This is a genomic window from Kribbella monticola (genome assembly GCF_003261635.1).
Taxonomy (GTDB): domain Bacteria; phylum Actinomycetota; class Actinomycetes; order Propionibacteriales; family Kribbellaceae; genus Kribbella; species Kribbella monticola.
In genome coordinates, this window is sequence record NZ_QFXK01000004.1 from 40826 (window position 1) to 59632 (window position 18807).

Consider the following 18807-nt stretch of genomic DNA (forward strand, 5'->3'; position numbering starts at 1 on the left):
TCTCAGCGGTCGAGCTCGTGCTCGCGGAGGCGGGCACGAGCTTCGTCGAAAGCGTCCTGGGTGATCTTGCCTGCGGCGTACCGCCGTTCCAGCAGGTCGAGCGGCGACGGCAGCGTCGGCGGCCGGGGCTGCGGCCGATGAACGATCCGCATCCCGGCCCAGACCGCACCGCCGACGGTGGCGGCCCAAAGAGTCAGCGCCGCGAGCAACAGACCGATGTCAGCACCCTGCCCGTGCATCATGCCGACCGCCCCCAGGGACGCCGGCGTACCGGTCCGACGAACGGCTGCAGCTGCTGACCGAGCTCCTTGCCCCATTGACGGGCGCGTTCGAGCTCAGCCGCGGCGATCGGGCCGGTCGAGTCCTCGACATAGAAACTCATCGGGTCCGTCAACGGCGTGAAACCGAGCCGGCGCAAGGCTTTCGCGGCGCCCTTCGCCGCCGACCCCGGCAGCTTGCGGACTTTGGTGACCCGGGTGTCGAAGGTCGCGATCACCGTGGTGGTGGTCCGCGAACCCACCGCGTCGATCCACTCCCGGATGCCTATCGAGGTCGGCATCACGACGTCGCCCTGTTTGGTCGCGTCGGACCGGGTACTCACCCGGCTCATGCCGAACGCGTGGGTCGGTCCTCCGAGGACCACCAGCCGAACATCGTCCGGTACGACGGTCGGCGCACGGTCGACCCGGATCAGATCGGTGTCGACGGTGGCCTCCAAGCCGTCGCGGATCGCCTGGGCCACCTTCTCGGTGTTTCCGAACATCGACTCGTACACGACGAGTGCACGCAGATTCGCGGACATCTGGCTGTTCATGATGAGCCTCCATCTTTCGCATCCAGCGTCACGCCGCCGGTGCGGCACCGGCAGAGCCGCGCGGCCTCCTTCGCCCGGGCCGGACGGCGGGTTCCGCGGGACCTTGGTCCTCGACACCTGCGGGGGCCGCAACGCACGACAAGAGGTTCTCGCGGTCGGGACTTTAGGCCCTGCTGCGTGCGGTCGATCGCCGGGAGAGTTGAGCTGGAGGTGGCTTTGATGACCACGACACAGCACCGGACGTCCTTTGTCTTCGACTTCGCCGAGGGAAGCAGAGAGCAGAGCGATCTACTGGGTGGCAAGGGCGCGAACCTTGCCGAGATGACCCGGCTCGGTCTGCCGGTTCCCCCGGGTTTCACCATCACAACCACGGCTTGCCGTTCCTACCTGACCACTGGTGAGGTTCCGCCCGGACTGGCTGACGAGGTAGCGGCGCACCTGGGCCGGCTCGAGCAGGAGCTGGGCCGGGAACTCGGCGACGCCGACGATCCCTTGCTGGTGTCGGTCCGCTCGGGCGCGAAGTTCTCGATGCCGGGCATGATGGAGACGATCCTCGACATCGGCCTGAACGACCGTTCGGTCCACGGACTGGCCAAGCACTCCGGCGACGAGCACTTCGCCTGGGACTCCTACCGCAGGCTGCTGCAGATGTACGCACGCACCGTGCTCGACGTGCCGGACGAACTGCTGCACGCGGCGATGGCGCCGCAGTACGGCGTCCATGGCGTTGCCACCCCCGAAGAGCTTCCCACGGCAGCGATCCAGTCGGTGTGCGCCGCATTGAAAGCCGTGATCGCGCACCACTCGGGCCGGGAGTTCCCTCAGGATCCGCGCGAACAGCTGGAGCTCGCGATCAACGCGGTGTTCCGGTCCTGGTCGACGCCGCGGGCCCAGCTGTACCGCCGGCAGGAGAACATCCCCGACGACCTCGGCACCGCGGTCAACGTGATGGCGATGGTCTTCGGCAACCGGGGGCCGGACAGCGGTACCGGAGTGGCCTTCACCCGCGACCCGGCCTCCGGAGAGCCCGGCGTGTACGGCGACTACCTGCAGAACGCTCAGGGTGAGGACGTGGTCGCGGGTGTGCGCAACACGATTCCACTCATCCAGTTGCAAGGCATCGACGCCGACAGCTACGAGAAGCTGATGGCGGCGATGAACAAGCTGGAGCTGCATTACCGGGACCTCTGTGACATCGAGTTCACCATCGAGCGCGGACGACTCTGGATTCTGCAGACCCGCGTCGGCAAGCGCACTGCCGCAGCCGCCTTCCGGATCGCCGTCCAACTGGTCGACGAAGGTCTGATCACGATGGACGAAGCGTTGGCCAGGGTCAGCGGCACCCAGCTGTCTCAGCTGATGTTCCCTCGCTTCGACAGCAGCCATGACACTGCGGTCCTGGCGCGCGGGGTGGCCGCGTCACCGGGTGCGGCAGTCGGCGTCGCCGCTTTCGACTCGGCGACCGCTCAACGGTTCGCGGCCGAAGGACAGCCCGTGATCCTCGTCCGTCGCGAGACCACACCGGACGACCTGCCCGGTATGGTCGCCGCCGAGGGCATCGTCACCACCCGTGGTGGCAAGACCTCCCACGCAGCGGTCGTTGCCCGCGGCATGGGTAAGACCTGTGTCTGCGGAGTCGCCACCCTCACGGTGGATCCGGAGGCCCGTCGCGCGGTCACTCCTGACGGCGAAGAGATCGCCGAAGGGGACCTGCTGTCAGTCGACGGACTGGCCGGCACCGTCTACCGCGGCCGGGTCGCCGTCGTACCGTCGCCCGTGGTCGCCTTCTTCGAGAAAGGTGCTGAGAGCAACGATGCCGACGAGCTGGTGACCGCGGTCGACCGGATCCTGCGTCACGCCGATCAGGTCCGGACGCTCGGTGTGCACGCCAACGCCGACACTCCGGCAGACGCCCGCCGCTCACGGAGGTTCGGGGCCGAGGGCATCGGCCTGTGCCGGACCGAGCACATGTTCCTGGGGGAGCGCCGGCAGTTCGTCGAAGAGCTCATTCTGGCCGAAGGGCCCGCCGAGCAGCAGGCCGCGCTCGATCGGCTGCTGCCGCTCCAGCGCGCCGATTTCACCGAGATCTTCACCGCCATGGACGGGCTGCCTGTCACGGTGCGTCTGATCGATCCTCCGCTGCACGAGTTCCTCCCCGACCTGACCGACCTGTCGGTGCGGGTCGCCGTCGATCACGTGCAAGGACGGATCGATCCCGAGAACGACCGATTGCTGGCCGCCGTCCGCCGGATGCACGAGGCGAACCCGATGCTCGGTCTGCGTGGCGTCCGGCTCGGGATCGTCATCCCTGGCTTGTTCGCCCTCCAGACCCGAGCCATCGCCGAAGCGGCCGCAGCGGTGGCCGCAGCCGGTGGCGACGTCCGGCCGGAGATCATGGTGCCTTTGGTGGCGAGCGAACAGGAGATGCGGCTGGTCCGGTCCGAGATCGAAGAGGTGATCGCGACCGTGGCCGCCGAGACCGGGCAGCAGGTCGCGACCCGGATCGGGACCATGATCGAGGTACCGCGGGCCGCGCTCTGCGCCGGCTCCATTGCACGGTCCGCCGACTTCTTCTCGTTCGGCACCAACGACCTGACCCAGCTCACCTGGGCCTTCAGCCGCGACGACGTCGAGGCGACGATCTTCCCCCGGTACCTGGAGAACCGCGTCTTCGCCGTGTCCCCGTTCGAGACCATCGACCCCAACGGAGTCGGACGGCTCGTCCGGATCGCCCTTGCCGAGGGCCGCGCCGCCAACCCCGACCTGGTGGTGGGCGTCTGCGGCGAGCACGGCGGCGATCCCCGCTCGATCGAGTTCTTCGCCGCCGCCGGACTCGACTACGTGTCTTGTTCGCCCTTCCGGGTCCCAGTCGCCCGCCTGGAAGCAGGTCGGGCAACGGTGACCGCTTCGTCCTCCGACACCCGCTGAGAAGAAGGGGCGGATCAAAGGCAGCTCTCAGCTGGTACTCAGCAACGACGAGCCAAACTGGACGGGTGGGATTGCCGTAGTGGACAGACGGAGCTGGGTCGAGCAGGTGATGGGTATGCCCGTCAGTGTGCTGGCTCGTGGCGCGACGGCCGGTTCGCCGGCCGCCGACGAGGCAGTGCGGGCTGTGTTTGCCGAACTCCGGGAGGTCGACCGCGTCTTCTCGCCGTACCGCGATGACAGCGAGGTCAGCAGGCTCGGCCGCGGTGAACTCGCCTGGAGTGAAGCCACCCCTGTGGTTCGTGAGGTGGCCACGCGCTGTCTTCGGGCAGCCGAGCTGACCGGAGGCCTTTTCGATGCCACCAGGCCGGACGGCTACTGGGATCCCTCCGGCCTGGTCAAAGGCTGGGCGACCGAGCGCGCGGCGAGACTGCTCACTGCTGTTGGTGGGCTGGACTGGTGTCTCAACGCCGGCGGCGATGTGGTGGTGAGCTGTCCGAGCGGCGAGCCGTTCGTCGTGGGCATCCAGGACCCTTTGGATCCGCGGGCAGTGAGTACGTCGGTGCGCTGCCTGTCCGGAGCCGTCGCGACCAGCGGGACGGCCGCCCGTGGCGCCCACCTGTATGACCCGAGAACAGGCCGGCCGACGGCGAGCGGCTGGTTGTCTGTCAGCGTGATCGGACCGTCGCTCGAAACCGCGGACGTGCTGGCCACGGCAGCCTTCGTGGCAGGCAGCCTCGAGATCGTCGACCACACCGACCGGTACTGCGCCCTGGCGATCACGGCGGACTCGAGTCGGGCGACGACCGTAGGCTGGCCTCGATGATTCCACTGCTGCTCGTCGAGGACGACCAGGACCTGGCGTCGTTGCTGCAGCGGGTTCTGGCCGGCGAGGGCTACCAGGTCACCATCGCCTTGGACGGTCAGCGCGGCCTGCACCTCGCGCTGACCCAGTCGTTCGAGGTGATGGTGCTGGATCGTGGGCTGCCGGCGATCGAGGGACTCGACCTGATCGCCCGGCTGCGCGGCCAGGGCGTCACGACCCCGATGCTGGTGCTGTCCGCCCGCGGTACGACTCAGGACCGCGTCGACGGGCTGGACGCGGGGGCCGAGGACTACTTGCCGAAACCGTTCGAGATCAGCGAACTGCTCGCCCGCCTCCGCGCCCTGCTGCGACGGCACCCGGACCGGGCCCACACGTTGCCGGTGCCCGGCGGCTCGCTCGACCTGGCGAGCCGGACCGTACGGCGATCGCGCGGCGACGAGGTCGAGCTGTCCGAACGTGAGACCGCGCTACTCGGTCTGCTCGCCGCCCGGCCGGAGGTCGTCTTCAGCCGGGCAGACCTGCTCGACCGGGTGTTCGACGACGCCGAATCCGAGACCGTCGTCGACACCTACGTGCACTACTGCCGCAAGAAGCTCGGCCACGCCGTCATCAGTACGGTGCGCGGACTCGGCTACCGGCTGGGCCCGCTCTCGTGAGCCGCGGCAGACCCATCGGCGACGAGATCCTGGTCCGCGCGGCCTCCCGTCGCCTGGCGGCACAGGCTGCCGGGCTCGTCGCGGCGGCCATGCTGCTGCTGGTGCTGCTGGTGACGGTCGTCATCGTCCGCGGCCAGTCCGCGTCAGCGGACAACCTGCTGCGCTCCACTGCACGCACCGCGGACGATGTCGGCGATCCGCCGCCGGGCGCCTGGCTGGTGATGGTCGATCGCGGTGTAGTCAGCTCCTCCCCCGGCCTGCCCGAGGAACTTGACCCCGAGCTGGCCGCGCTCCGGGCCGAGGCGAAACCTCAAGCAGTGCTGACGAATCTGCGCGAGAGCAGCGACGACGACAGCTTCCGGGTCGCGACCCTGCACCGTGGCGGCCGGATCATCCAGGTCGTGCTCGACCTCACTTCCGCCCACCAGGAGCGCGCCAGACTGCTGAAAGCGATGGGCTTCGCGTCGGCGATCGGGCTGCTGTTCGCCGTCCTCCTGGGTGTGTCGCTAGGACGGCGCGCAGTGCGCCCACTGGCGCAGGCGCTCACGTTGCAACGGGCTTTCATCGCGGATGCGGGTCACGAGCTCCGTACTCCGCTGACCTTGCTGAGCACGAGGGCGCAATTGCTCGATCAGGCCGTTCAGGCAGGCGATCTCGGCGCGCAGACCAAGAACGATTCCCGCGGCGTTGTCGTCGACACACAGCGCCTCGGTGAGGTGGTCGAGGATCTGCTGGCGGCTGCCGATCCGCGGGGTGAACAGACCCGCGAACCGGTCGACCTCGGCGTGCTGGTGGAGGGCGTGACCGACAGCGCCCGCGCCCATGCCGCGGACCGAGGCGTCGAGTTGACCTTCGACAGCGGCGCTCCGCGCTGCTGGGTCTCGGGATCTCCCGCGGCATTGCGCCGAGCCGTGCTGTCTTTGGTCGACAACGCCGTCGATCACACGCCCCGGGGTGGCCAGGTGCGGATCAACCTGCGCACGGATCGGCGAACCGCGGTGATCGCGGTCAGCGACACCGGCCCCGGCATCGCGCCGGATGCGGCCCAGCACGTACTGCGGCGGTTCCACTCCGGCGGTCAACGGGCCGGTCGCACCCACTACGGTCTCGGACTTGCGCTCAGCCACGACGTCGCCAATCGCCATGGTGGTCAACTGCGCCTCGTCGACAGCGGACGCGGTGCCACCTTCGAACTCTCACTGCCGCTGCTCGGCGACGACAGGCCGCGGCCTCCAAGGAATCCCTAAGATTCCCGCGGCATCGTCGTCATCAGCCGACCAGACGCCGGAGCCGCTCGATGACCACCGTCAGGACCACCCGACCGACCCGGTCCGCGCACGTCCGGCTGCGTCCACGCCGTACGCCGGCCTGGTGGCGCGACGCGGTGGCGATCAGCTGCTGGGGCAGTGCTCTGACCGTGATCCTGCTGTGGTTGTCCGGTCGCGGCGTCCAACTGCTGGCCTCCGGCCCGGCCGACCTGCTCATCTCGACGGGCCGGCTGACCGGGCTGGTCGCGGCGGATCTCCTGCTCGTCCAGGTGTTCTTGATGGCCCGCGTGCCGATGATCGAACGAAGCTACGGGCAGGACGAGTTGGCTCGACGGCACCGGCTCGTCGGCTTCTACTCCTTCAACCTGCTGCTGGCCCACATCGTCCTCATCACGGTCGGCTACACCCTCCGCGACCACAGCAGCCTGCTTCGCGAGACGTGGACCGTCGTCACGACGTACGGCGGGATGCTGCTGGCCGTGGCAGCCACGATCGCGCTGACTCTGGTGGTCTTCACCTCGGTGCGGTTGGCTCGGCGAGCGCTGCGGTACGAGTCGTGGCATCTGCTGCACCTCTACGCCTACGTCGGAGTCGGGTTGTCGATCCCGCACGAGATCTGGACCGGCCAGGACTTCTCCACCTCACGGCTCGCGCAGGTCTACTGGTGGTCCGCGTACGCCGTGGCGGCCGCGGCGATCGTCTTCTATCGTGCCGGTCTGCCGATCTGGCGGACCCTGCGGCACGGGATCACCGTGATCTCGGTCGTCCGGGAGAGCGCGGACGTCGTCAGCGTCCAACTGGCCGGTCGCGGCCTGCACCGGCTCGGTGTCCAAGCCGGTCAGTTCCTGGTCTTCCGCTTCCTCGACGGCCCCGGCTGGTCGCGCGGCAACCCGTACTCGCTGTCGGCACCGCCGCGGCACAACCGGCTGCGGATCACGGCCAAGGACGCGGGCGACGGCAGCAGCCGGCTGGCCGGGCTGCGGCCGGGAACCAAGGTCTTGATCGAAGGCCCGTACGGGCGGCTCACGGGTGAGCGCCGGGTCGGCCGGCGCGTCGCGATGCTTGCCTGCGGCATCGGTATCACTCCACTGCGCGCATTGCTGGAGGATTTGCCCTACTCCCCTGGCGACGCCGTCTTGGTCTATCGGGCCCGAAGCGCGCCCGATCTGGTGTTCCGCGAGGAGCTGGACGACCTTGCCCGGCAACGAGGCATCACGGTCCACTACCTGCTCGGCCGCCGCATCCCTGACCGCAATTCCTGGTTGCCGCAGGAGGCAGCCGAGTGGGACGACGCTGCCGCCCTCGAGGCGCTGGTCCCGAACCTGACGTCGTACGACGTCTTCGTCTGCGGACCCGACTCGTGGATGGACGCAGTGGCAGCCGCGGCTCTGAAGGCGGGCCTGCCTGCGGACCAGCTTCACCAAGAAAGGTTCACCTGGTGACCACGCGGAGGCTCGGATGAGACGCGGTACCACCCTGGCGATGTCGGCGATCAGCCTGGCAGTTGTGGCGCTCGGGCTGCGAGTGAGCACGAAGCCGGCCGAGCACCAGAGCAGCGCCTCTGTGCTGCCCAGCCGGCCGCCCCGCCCCGTCGTACCGTCCCGATCCGGGACGCTGCCCCGATCGCCGAAGCCCACATCCGATCCCAGTGCTGCTCCACGGCGCAGCCGAACGCCGACTCCCCGAACCACGTCGGCGGCTGCGCCGACCCGACTCACCATCAACGGCACCCTGGTCGACACGCCGTACGGGCCGGTGCAGGTGCAGTTACGGATCCGGACAGGCCGGATCGTGGCTGCCAAGGCAGCTGTCAGACCGCAAGGCGACAGTCAGACCGACAGCATCAACAGCCGGGCAGTTCCGCAACTGAACCAGGAAGTGATCCAGGCCCAGAACGGGCGAATCGACACAGTCTCCGGCGCGACGTACACCTCCGCGGGGTACAAGACATCGCTGCAGGCCGCACTCGACTCAGCGCATCAAGCGGGTGCGCTATGAGACCCGCACCGATCAGCCGGACCCGCCGGAACCTTGTGGTTCTCGGCGGTACGGCGGCGCTGTTGGGCCTGCTGTTCCTCTATCCGACCAGCACGAACTCCAAGAACGGGACAACCTCGTCGGCGGCACCACCAGGCGTCGTCCGTACGGCGCCCGGCGCGGCTGCGGGCAGCACCGTGGTGAACGGCACCTCTGTCCCGACCAGATACGGCCCTGTACAGGTGCGGCTGACGATCCGGAACGGACGGATCATCACCGCGACCGCCATCGACTACCCGTCGTCGGGCGGCCGGGACCGCGAAATCAACAGCTACGCCATCCCGCTGCTGCAACGCGAAACCATTGCGGCCCAGAGCGCGCACATCGACACCGTATCCGGCGCGACGTACACATCAGACGGCTATCGGGGATCGTTACAGGCCGCCATCGACACCGCACATCTGAAAGGAAAGTGAGCCACGGCCCTTCCGCCTGGAGTCACGGAGAGCCACAATGACCTAGGGGTAGGAAAAAAGTGCGGTTCGGGGCGGGCGGATCCGGCGGCAGCCGGTTCTGAGGGGGCTGGATGACGAAGATTCTTGTTGTCGACGACGAGCCGGATCTGGTCCGTTTCGTACGTCGGGCGCTGGAGGCCGACGGCTATCAGGTGCTGACGGCAACTGAAGGGGCGCAGGGCTTGCTCCTGGCGCTCACCGAGGAGCCGGACATGACCGTCCTCGACCTGCGGATGCCAGGCGTGGACGGTCAGGCCGTCCTGGCCGGCGTACTGGCGACCAAACCCGGCGCCCGGGTGCTGGTGCTCTCGGCCGCCGCCGACATCGAGGCCCGAATCGACTGCCTCGAACGGGGTGCGGTCGACTTCCTGGCCAAACCGTTCGCGATCCGCGAACTGCTTGCCCGGGTGCGGTCGCGACTGCAGAACCCTGGCGACAGCACCGGTGGTTTCGTCCTCCAGGTCGGGCGGATCGCGCTGGACGTCCGGGCCCGCCGCCTGCGTGTCGACGGACGCGAGACGACCTTGTCCGAGCGGGAGTTCCTGCTGATGCAGCATTTCATGCGCAATCCGGACGCCGTCTGCTCACGCAGCGAACTGCTGTCGGCGGTGTGGGGCTACGACTTCGACCCGGCGACCAACGTGGTCGATGTGTACGTCGCGCGCCTGCGCGCCAAGCTTCGCCGAGACGTCATCCAGACGGTGCGCAATGTCGGCTATCAGCTTCAGAGCGCCTGACCGCGGGCTCACCGGGCCACTCGCCCGGTGGGAGCGGCTACGGCGGGGATTGCGGCACAACCGGCTGACAGACGTGGCACTGGCGATCTTCGCGGTCGCGATGCTGTTGGCGATGAACGCCATGGTCGAGCGGGAGGTCGTGCCGTACCACCTGCTCTTCCTCGGTTTGACCCTGGTCTACGGCTTCCGGGTCTGGCCGCTCGGGCAGACCCTGGTCGTCACCTTGCTGATCACCGCGCTGACGGGCTGGATCCTGGTCGCTCATCAACTCGCTGACGGCAGCAACCGGGCAGAGTGGGCCGAGATTCCGTTGATGCCGTTGCTGTTCCTCGCGATGGTCTGGCACGCCCGCCGACGGGTCGCGGCGCAGCGCGAGGTGGAGGTGATGGCCGAGCAGCGACGGGCCGCGCTGATCCGGGAGCGTGAGTTCTTCCGGGACGCCTCGCACGCGATCCGTACGCCGGTGACGATCGCGCGTGGTCATCTCGAACTGCTCGACGCGGGCCGCACCGATCCGATCGCCCGCGAGGATCTGGCGATCGCCTTGCGCCAGCTGGATCGGATGACCGCCTTGTCCAACCGGTTGCTCGCGCTGGCCAGACTGGACTCCGGCAACGCTGTCCGGCCCCAACGGCTCGACCTCGCACATTTCCTCGAGGAGATCGTCCGGAACTGGCGCAGCAGTGCCGATCGGGTTCTCCAGCTCGATCCGCTACCGGTGATGCCCGCCGCGATCGACCCCGAATGGCTGGAGCTGGCAATCGACGCAGTGATCGAGAACGCGGCCCACTTCACCGGTCCGGGCGACCGGATCCAGCTGTCCTGCCGGGCCGAAGCGGGCTGGTTCGTGATCGGGATCGGTGACTCCGGACCAGGGATCGCGGCCGACGACGTGCCGCATGTGTTCGAACGGTTCTGGCACCGACGTCCACCGAGCGGCTCGATGGGCAGCGGACTCGGCCTGCCGATGGCCCAGGCGGTCGCCCAAGCGCATGGCGGCCAGGTCACTGCGGGAGTCAGCCCGTTGGGCGGCGCCCTGTTCGAGATCACGGTGCCGGCCGGCGATCAGCTGGTCATCGACTGACCGTTCCGGCCCGTTCCATCACTTCTTCGTCCTCAGCTCTTCCGGGCGCGACCCCCGGTTCGCGGGTCGCCTCGGAACCGCCACCGATCCTGGACACCCCGGAGATCCACCATCCGGTACCGATCACGATCGTGACCGCCAACCACAGCAGCAGCAGCCAGTTCCGGAGTGGTCTGGTGGACACGAGTGCGGTCCGGGCGGTCGCTGGGTCCCCTGACACCACCCACCGGTAGGTGTGAACGGCTGCCGGCAAACCGGTCCGCTGGACCGAGACCACGAGGTGCGCCGACCCGCTGCCGGCCAGGACGACGGGAGCCGACCATCGGCCGTCCGAGAGTCGTTGCGCAGCCACCGGCGGCTCGGCGATGCCGTCCGCATCGACCAGCCGTACCGTCACCCCGCGGACGGGCGCCGGTGCAGGACGCCTGGTGTCGAAGACCTCGACCATCACCAGATTGCGGCCCGGCGTGTTCGGGCGAACGGCGAGCGTCTGCTGCAGATCGGCGACCCGGGCATCCTGCAGCGGCACCGCCACGGCCGCCGGGTCCCGGACCAGCTGTGGCTCCAACGCAGGCTGGCCGCTGGTGATCAGCCCGGACAGCCCAAGCACCGCGACGGCCAGGGCTGCTTCTACCAGGATCGTGCCGCGCCGAAGCGACGCGGTACGCCGGAGCCGCCGATGGTTGACCAGACCGAGTACTCCGATCACGGCGACCACGCCGACCTTGAGCAGGAAGGTCCGGCCGTACCAGGTGACCAGCGCTGCGTCCACCGAGCCGATCACGCCGCTGCTCAAGTAGATGCCGGTACTGATGACCACGCTGATGCAGAACGCGGCCGGTAGCCCGAAGGCCCGCAGTACGGTCATTGCCATTGGCAACTTGTCCCGGTGCCGGGTGGCGGCCATGACGCAGACGAGGACGATCACCAGCGCGCCGGCCCAGGTCGAGGCCGCCAGCAGATGAAGGGTATCGGCAACGACTCTGGTGTACGACGGTGGCGAACTCGCGCCGGAGTGACCGAGCAGAGCCGTACCGCAGCCGACCAGGACAGCACCCAGGACCAGAGCCGACGTCCGGATCCGCGACACACTCAGCACGGAGGCCACCAGCAGCAGGCCGAATCCTGCCTCCCGCAGTCCCCATCGAACGCCGTACTGGCCGGCCAGAAGACTCGTGCTCGCGCCACCGCGAAGCTGGAATCCCAGCAAGAGAAGGCTTCCCAGCAGCCCTCCGGCCGCGCCGGCGGTCTGGCTGCGGCGCGCCAGGTGCAGCCATTCGGGGGTTGTGGGTCCGGCGGGACCGGTGAGCAATCGACTCAGCAGCGCACCGCCCAAGCTGAGGGCCAAGGCGAGGAAGACCAGCCAGCGCAGCCCGGATTCACCTGCAGCCGGCTTCGGTTCCATGAGGCCGGCCGAGTCGACCTGACGGCCGATACCGAAGACGAGTACGCCGGCGGTCCGATGCAGGTCGTCTGCCGACAACGTCTGCCAGGACAGCCGGTAAGCTCCCTTCGGCAGGACCGGCAGGGTGGCCAGCAACCGCGCAGGTTCCTCGCCACCTTCACCCTCGATCCGCAGCCCGGACACCGGGTAACGCTGCCCGTCCTCGCTGACGAGGTCGAGCTGCGTCGCCGCCAGCACCACCGTCTCGCTGAAGTCCAGCCGCAGCTGACGAGGCGCGGTCGCCAGGGAGCTGCCGTCGGCCGGACTGCTCGAGGTGAGGAAAGCATGCGCGCTGGCAGTCTGCGGCGACCAGATCGCCAGTAACGCGATCAGGAAGACCACCAGAGCGATCCGGCGCCTGTGCATCACAACACCGGCGCGTGCTGCAGGCTCAGGGATCCGACCAGGATGGTCGCCTTCGCCGAGTGCTGCAGGGCACCCTTGGTGTTCTGGTAGACCAGGTAGTAGGTCTGGCCCGCGCGCAGGGTGTGGCCCTGTTTCATCACCGACACCCGCTTGGTCCCACCGTCGCGCTTCTCACTCCGGAGCTCCGGCGGATGCTGGACGTCGGACTGGAACCGGGTGGCCCTCTCGCTGTCCAGCACGACATAGGTGAGCGTGACGAGGCCGCCGTCGCCGACCACGGCGATCCGGCTGAACCGTACGCCGTACTGCGCCTCGATGGCCGCGCTCTGCGGGAACTCGGTGCTACCCGACGATCCCTTCGCGATGGCGTAGCCGCCGGCCGCCAGCCCGACGACCAGCACGGTCGCCACGATGACGATCCGCCGGGCCCACCGGCCAGGAACCTTCCGGATCTTGCTGATTGCTGAAGCGAACATGTCCTTCCCCTCCCAAGGGACAGCGCCGGGACCCTGAGCGCCCAGGGTCCCGGCTGTTCGTCGACTACGGCATCGTGAACCGGGTCGAGGCGAAACTGTCGAAGTACGCCCGGCCGGTCGAACTGCTGCTCAGGCCGGCGGACACCCCCAGCCAGGCCGTCTCGATCCGCAGCGTGCTGGTGTTACCGGTCTGCAGCGACCGGCTCACCCCGTCGACCAGGAGCCGCAGCGATCCCGCGTTGGTTCCGGTCGCCGGACCCGAGACCCAGTCGACCTGCAGGGTGTGCGTCCCTGCCGTCAACGTGACCCAGGCGCCGGTGAGCGCACCCGCCCCACTCCTGTCGAGCACCGTCCGGACCTGCGCGGAGCCGGCGTTGAACCGGTACTCCAACGCGTAGACCTGACCGTTTGCCCCGGTCCGGCCCTGCAACAAGGCCAGCGCCGTGTTCGCATTGGTCCCGGAGGTGAGCGTGTTCCGGTTGAACACGAACCTCGCGTGGTACGTCGTCTCTGCCGTCGGAGTCGTGTCGGTCAGGTAGCCGTTGCCCGGCAGGGTCACCTGCAGGCCCCGGACACTTGCCGGCTCGATCGCGGACGGCAACGCCGCGGTGGTGGTGTTGGCCACTCCGCCCGTGCTCGAGCTCCAGAACCCGAAGCCACCCGACTCGAACGTGTCGGCGAAGATCCGGTTCGGCCTTTGCACCGACACCGTCGTACTGACCGGCTTGCTCCAGTTGCCGGCGAGGTCCTGCACCCGCAGGTTGAAGACCTGGTTGCCCGGTGTCACCGTCGCAAGCGGGATCGTCACCTGGACCTTCCCGGCCACCACACTCACCGGCACCGAGATGCCCTTGCCGACGCCCGGATCCGTCGTACCGAGCCAGTACTCCGCTTTCGCGATCAGCGACGCGTCGGTGACCGGCGCGGTCAGGGTCAGCGTGTCCGCCCCGTTGGTCGGGTTCGGCGTCGCCGTCAGGGCACCCAGAACCGGAGCCGTCTTGTCGACGACGAGATTCACCGCGAACAACGGACCCCAGTTACCGGCCGCGTCCTGACCACGGACGTAGACGTGATGCGTGCCGTCGGCAAGTGCTTTCACCTGGGTCAAGGGGATGAGACCGTAGAAGGCCTCGCCGTTGGAGTCCAGCTTGCCGTCGACCGGCAACAACTGCAGCCCGGTGCCACCGGCCGGGTTCGGTGCCGGATCGAGGAACGCCTCGGCGTCGGTGAGCAGGCTCTGCGCCGCGCCGCCTGCGTCCTTGTCGGTGATCTGCGCCGAGACCAGCAGGTTGCCCGGGTGACTCTTGTCGCCGAGTACGGCGTTGGTCGGGTTGGGCCCGACGCCGGCCGCGTCGACGGCGGGACCGGTGAGGTCGATCGGCAACTCGATGTCGAGCGGCGGCCCCCACAGGCCCAGCGAGTCCTTGCTGTGCACGAAGACGTGGTGCAGTCCCTCGGGCAGGCCCGCCAGTACGGCGGGAGCGAGGTCGGCGTCCTCCGACACGACCGTGGCGCTGCGGTTCAGCGTCATCGGCGTACCGGATCCGTCCGCGGTCACCGTGTCGAGGAAGTACTCGGCGTTGGTGATCACGCCACCGGCCTCGGTGTCGTCGCCGGTCGCCGAGACGCTGACCGTGGTACCGCCGTTCGACGGGACGTCGGCGATCGAGCCGTTGGTCGTCTGCGGTCCGGTCTTCGGCAGGTTCAGGATGACCGAGCCCACGACGCCCCAGTTGCCGGCCGCGTCCAGCGCCCGGACGAAGACCGTGTGCCGGCCCGCGTCGAGCGCGTCCAGGACCGCCGTGGTGACCGTGCCGGTGGCACCGGTGATGGTGACACCGCTACCCGGCAGGCTCATCGGCGTACCGAAGCCGACTCCGGTGGCGACCGCGTCGTCGATCACGAACTCCGCCTGGGTGACCGCCGATCCCCCCGTGGTCGCATCGCTGAGATCGGCGGTCACCGTCACGTCCGCCAGTCCGTTGGACGGATTGGGGGCCGCCTTGAGGTGGGTCGACACGGGACCGACGCCGTCGGCGCTGGGCGGCGGCGCGTTCGTGTCCAGGAAGGTCAGCATGCCGCCGAACGCCGCCTGCAACGGATCGGCCGTGTGCTGTCCGTTGTTGTTGAGGTGCCGTGACGAGTCATAGACCGCCAGCTTCGCCTCGGGTCCAGTCGGCATGGTGACGAGCGCGTCCAGCGTCTGCCCTGGGTCGATGCTCTCCGCGGCGACGGTGGTGGCGTAGTGCGCCGGATGACCGCCCTGGGCGATTTCGACCTGCTCGCCGCCGAGCACGTTCATCGGATGTGTCTGCGCACCCACGTTGACGTAGCGCAGCAGGACCTTGTGTCCCTGGTCGGTGGCCACCGGGTCCGTCGCCGGGAACGGTTTGCCATTGACAAGCCGGTACTTCGGAGCGAAGTCGCGCAGGTCGAAGGCATCCGGGTTCGCATTCAGCGCAGGGTCGATCTCGCTCAGGACGAGCACTGCGTCGTCGTCGTACGCCGTCGCGGGGAATCCGGCCGGCTGACTGCCGTACGCGGTGCCGTCGGACGGCAGCACGATGAACGCGCCGGCCAGGCCCATCGCGACCTGACGGGCTCCGTTGGCCGTGTGCCCGGCCTCGTAGAGGAAGGTACCGGCCCGGCCGGCGGTGAAGGTGTACGTCCGGGTGCCGGAGCCGATGCCGGTGGTGTCCTCACCACCGGAGGGAAGTGGCTGGCCGGGGAAGGCCAGCGAGATGTTCTGCCCCGCCAGCTGATTGTGCAGGGTCACACTGACCTGGTCGCCCTGATGAACCACCAGGACCGGCCCAGGAGCCTTGGCTGTGCCGGCGGCACCGGTCGGGGAGAATCCCCAGATCGGCACCGGGTTGCCCAGCACGGTCGCCGTACCGGCCATCGCATACAGGTCGCAGGCGGCCGTACCGGCGGCGAAGGCGCAGCCGCTCGGAGTGAGCTTGCCTACGGCAACAGAAGCAGCGGCCGGCCGGAGCGACGGCCGGGCAGCCTGCTGCGCCTGCGTCGCTCCCGCGGCCGGACCGGTCATCGACCAGGTGAGCGCGGCGACCGCGACGACCGTCGCCGTGCCACGGAATCTCTTCGGCATCGTCATCGTCGGGCCCCTCACTGGCTCGCGCAACCGGCGGGCGGATCGATGCGGAAGACCGTCATCATGCCGCCGAAGGCTGCCCCGTAGTTGGTCGCTTGTTCCAGCGCGTGGCTGTGCGCGATGTGGTAGTACTCGCCACATTCGTTGTTCTGCGTCAGGTTCGCCGGCACGCTGTTCTTCGTGCCCAGGTAGCCGCTCTCGGAGAACCAGGTGTCCGATCCGACCAGCAACTGGTCCGTGATCGCCGGGATCTGGGTCGGGATCGGGTTGGTGGTTGCGTTCCACTGTTCGGTGTCACGCCAGTCCATCAGCACGTCGAGGGTCTGGCCGGGACCGACGTCCAGGTCGTACTTCTGGTACGACAGGTCCTGTCCGGCCGGGCCCTGGAGCGGATGACCGTCCCTGTTGATGACGCGCTCGTCACTTCCGTGTGGATGGAACGGATAGTTCACGCTGCCGGCATTGAGGTACCGGATGGTCGCCGGCAGCGGGTTCGTCGCCGCGTCGTACGGCTTGATGTGGACCAGTGCGCCGTACGGCTGGGAAGGCAGCCACGGGGCGTTGTTCGGCGCCAGGGTGTCCGGCATGCTGCGGCCGTTGATCATGAAGTAGCGCGCCGTCGAGGCCGCCCAGTTGACCGGCTGGTTGCGCTCCACCGCGAGGTGGACGTCGGGATCGATCTCGGACAGCAGGTAGACGTACTCCTTGCCGGCCGTGAAAGCCGAGTCGGCCCGGTCGTTCACCTGGTTCGGATGTCCGGCGGGCCGGACCACCAGCGCGCCGTACATGCCCATCTGGAGCTGCTTGTCGACGTCGGTGCCGGTCTCGTACAGGTAGGTGCCGGGACTGCCGGCGGTGAAGGTGTAGGTGACCGAGCCGTCGTTCGCGGCGGCCGGCTGGACCAGTGAGGTCAACGAGCCGCCCGAATCGAACTGCGGCTGCGCCGGGTTGCCGTTCGCCTTCACCGACTTCTGGCCGGGGAACACGATCGAGGTTGCCTCCGGCAACGTGTTGTGCAGCACGATGGTCACCGGCCGGCCGGATTCCACGCACAGCGTGGCGCCTGGCAGCTGGAAGCTCCGCTTGCTGTTGCCGTAGCTCCACATGTAGATGGAGTTGCCGTCCGGTGTGGACACGTAGCCGTCCTCAGCCGTCAGCGAGAAGGTCTGGTTCGGGTCGGTGTCGCACAGCAGGCCTTCGGACATCGCCACCGAGGCGGCGGCCTGCGACCAGATCAGCGCCGAGGCGCCGATCATCGCCGCGGCGGACAGGAGTGCGAGCGGCCGTCGGATCGTCAGTCGTTTCATCGGATCATCACCCCAGTCACGCGTTCGCCGCGGTCTGTGCCGGATAGGTGCCCGGGGCGCCGACGACGATCTTCGTCATCATGCCGCCGTAGCCGGGACCGCCGCCGTTGTCGAGGTAGGAGTACTTGCGGTCGTACAGCAGGTACTCCCCCGGTGCCGGCGCGACGAAGATCGCGTCGCGACTCTCCCCCGGGCCGACCTCGACCATGTTGGTGGTCAGATAGTTCGTGGTGCCGTCGCGCCCCTTCAGCAAGCTGGCGTCCTTGGCGACCACCGTGAGGTCCAGGTTGTCCACGGTCATCGCGTGGTTCTGATAACCGAGGTTCGACATCCGCAGCAGCACCCGGTCGCCGGTGTTACATCTGATCAGCGACGAGATCGGCTGGTACTGCAGGCGTCCTGCCGCCGTACTGAGCGGATCGCCGTTGGCCGCCGTCGTGTCCGGGTAGGCCCGGCCGTTCAGCAACCAGAAGCTCGGGTCGTAGTCGGTCCAGTCGTTCACCTGGATGTGTGCGTCCCGGTAGTGCGCGGCCGACCAGAGCTCGGTCAGCATGAAGGCGAACTCCCGGTCGTACGCCGTCGAGCCGTCGCCGTCGTTGTAGGCATATCGCTCCCCGGGGTGCAGCGGCGTCCGGTTCTGCTTCGGCCGGACGAACACCATCCCGGTCATCCCCATCTGAACGTGTTCCACGTCCTCGAAATGGCAGTGGTACATGTAGGTCCCGGCGTCGTGCGGCCGGTAGAAGTAGGTCAGGTCCCGGCCGATCGGTACCGCGAGCGACAACTCCGGGACGCCGTCGAACAACGGGATCGCGTTGACGAAGCCGTGCCAGTGCAACGTGTGCCCGTCGAACAGGTCGGGCCGCTGCGCCAGGCCGAGGTTGGTCAGCGTGAGATAGATGTCGTCCTCTTCGTCGAAGGCCATCATCGGCGCGCTGATCTGCGCCTTGCCCCGTTGGGCTGCCACCTGGTTGGAGGCCATCCCGGTCACGTCGCGGAAGCCGAACACGTAGGTGTTGAACGGGCTCGGTGCCAGCGGGTCGGGGAAGAAGGGCGGGTCCGGCGGCGCGTCGCCCGGCATCGCCACCCAGCCGTCGGTGCCGGCCAGGTGGACCTGCTTCATCGGGTGGACCGCGGTCGCGGAAGTGGCCAGGCCGGGTGCCGCGCTCGCGGTCAGCAGCCGGCCGCTGAGCAGCGCGCCGCCGACGACACCCGCGCCGCCGAGGAAGGAACGCCGCGAGACGCCGCGTCGTACGGGAATATCGGTCACTGGGATCTCCTGAAGTCGGTGGAACTGGTC

The 18807-nt window shown here is 68.5% G+C and carries 16 protein-coding genes; 9 read left to right on the forward strand and 7 right to left on the reverse strand.

Annotated features, from left to right (window positions below):
- Nucleotides 1-2: 2 nt before the first annotated feature.
- Nucleotides 3-242 carry an SHOCT domain-containing protein gene (locus DIZ26_RS02595; RefSeq protein WP_157979554.1) on the reverse strand — a complete coding sequence of 80 codons (240 nt, stop codon included), beginning with the start codon at nt 240-242 and terminating at the stop codon, nt 3-5.
- On the reverse strand, nt 239-814 hold the full coding sequence (locus DIZ26_RS02600) for a flavodoxin family protein (protein ID WP_198675854.1): 576 nt from the start codon (nt 812-814) through the stop codon (nt 239-241). The genes DIZ26_RS02595 and DIZ26_RS02600 overlap by 4 nt, the downstream gene beginning before the upstream one ends.
- A 219-nt stretch (nt 815-1033) precedes the next feature.
- On the opposite strand from DIZ26_RS02600, the gene ppdK reads away from it, so the two are divergent.
- The 9 genes from ppdK (at nt 1034) to DIZ26_RS02645 (ending at nt 10802) form a co-directional block, all read left to right on the forward strand.
- A complete protein-coding gene (gene ppdK, locus DIZ26_RS02605) occupies nt 1034-3742 on the forward strand; it encodes a pyruvate, phosphate dikinase (protein ID WP_112237573.1) in 2709 nt (902 codons plus the stop codon).
- A 115-nt stretch (nt 3743-3857) separates the two neighbouring features.
- On the forward strand, nt 3858-4565 hold the full coding sequence (locus DIZ26_RS02610) for an FAD:protein FMN transferase (protein ID WP_198675855.1): 708 nt from the start codon (nt 3858-3860) through the stop codon (nt 4563-4565).
- Complete coding sequence (locus DIZ26_RS02615; RefSeq protein WP_198675856.1) at nt 4562-5221, forward strand: response regulator transcription factor; 660 nt, start codon at nt 4562-4564, stop codon at nt 5219-5221. The genes DIZ26_RS02610 and DIZ26_RS02615 overlap by 4 nt, the downstream gene beginning before the upstream one ends.
- Nucleotides 5218-6468: a sensor histidine kinase gene (locus DIZ26_RS02620; protein WP_112237300.1), complete on the forward strand. Its 1251-nt coding sequence runs from the start codon at nt 5218-5220 to the stop codon at nt 6466-6468. The genes DIZ26_RS02615 and DIZ26_RS02620 overlap by 4 nt, the downstream gene beginning before the upstream one ends.
- Before the next feature lie 50 nt (nt 6469-6518).
- A complete protein-coding gene (locus tag DIZ26_RS02625) occupies nt 6519-7931 on the forward strand; it encodes a ferredoxin reductase family protein (RefSeq protein ID WP_112237302.1) in 1413 nt (470 codons plus the stop codon).
- A 16-nt stretch (nt 7932-7947) separates the two neighbouring features.
- Nucleotides 7948-8487, forward strand: coding sequence for an FMN-binding protein (locus tag DIZ26_RS38090; RefSeq protein WP_112237304.1), 540 nt, complete (start codon nt 7948-7950; stop codon nt 8485-8487).
- Nucleotides 8484-8942, forward strand: a complete 459-nt coding sequence (locus DIZ26_RS38095; protein WP_112237306.1) for an FMN-binding protein — start codon at nt 8484-8486, stop codon at nt 8940-8942. Before DIZ26_RS38090 ends, DIZ26_RS38095 begins: the two co-directional genes overlap by 4 nt.
- A gap of 110 nt (nt 8943-9052) precedes the next feature.
- Complete coding sequence (locus tag DIZ26_RS02640) at nt 9053-9718, forward strand: response regulator transcription factor (protein WP_112237308.1); 666 nt, start codon at nt 9053-9055, stop codon at nt 9716-9718.
- A 73-nt stretch (nt 9719-9791) separates the two neighbouring features.
- Complete coding sequence (locus DIZ26_RS02645; protein WP_198675857.1) at nt 9792-10802, forward strand: sensor histidine kinase; 1011 nt, start codon at nt 9792-9794, stop codon at nt 10800-10802.
- Here the strand turns inward: DIZ26_RS02645 and DIZ26_RS02650 are convergent.
- From DIZ26_RS02650 to DIZ26_RS02670, 5 genes are all read right to left on the reverse strand, one after another.
- The gene (locus tag DIZ26_RS02650; protein WP_112237312.1) at nt 10792-12612 is read right to left on the reverse strand and encodes a copper resistance CopC/CopD family protein; all 1821 of its coding nucleotides are present in this window, start codon (nt 12610-12612) and stop codon (nt 10792-10794) included. The genes DIZ26_RS02645 and DIZ26_RS02650 overlap by 11 nt on opposite strands.
- Nucleotides 12612-13088 carry a hypothetical protein gene (locus DIZ26_RS02655; RefSeq protein ID WP_112237314.1) on the reverse strand — a complete coding sequence of 159 codons (477 nt, stop codon included), beginning with the start codon at nt 13086-13088 and terminating at the stop codon, nt 12612-12614. Before DIZ26_RS02655 ends, DIZ26_RS02650 begins: the two co-directional genes overlap by 1 nt.
- 64 nt (nt 13089-13152) lie before the next feature.
- Nucleotides 13153-16203: a multicopper oxidase domain-containing protein gene (locus DIZ26_RS02660; RefSeq protein WP_198675858.1), complete on the reverse strand. Its 3051-nt coding sequence runs from the start codon at nt 16201-16203 to the stop codon at nt 13153-13155.
- An 11-nt stretch (nt 16204-16214) separates the two neighbouring features.
- Nucleotides 16215-17507: a multicopper oxidase domain-containing protein gene (locus tag DIZ26_RS02665; protein WP_112237318.1), complete on the reverse strand. Its 1293-nt coding sequence runs from the start codon at nt 17505-17507 to the stop codon at nt 16215-16217.
- Nucleotides 17508-17523: 16 nt separating this feature from the next.
- Nucleotides 17524-18777, reverse strand: coding sequence for a multicopper oxidase domain-containing protein (locus DIZ26_RS02670; RefSeq protein ID WP_112237320.1), 1254 nt, complete (start codon nt 18775-18777; stop codon nt 17524-17526).
- Nucleotides 18778-18807: the final 30 nt, after the last annotated feature.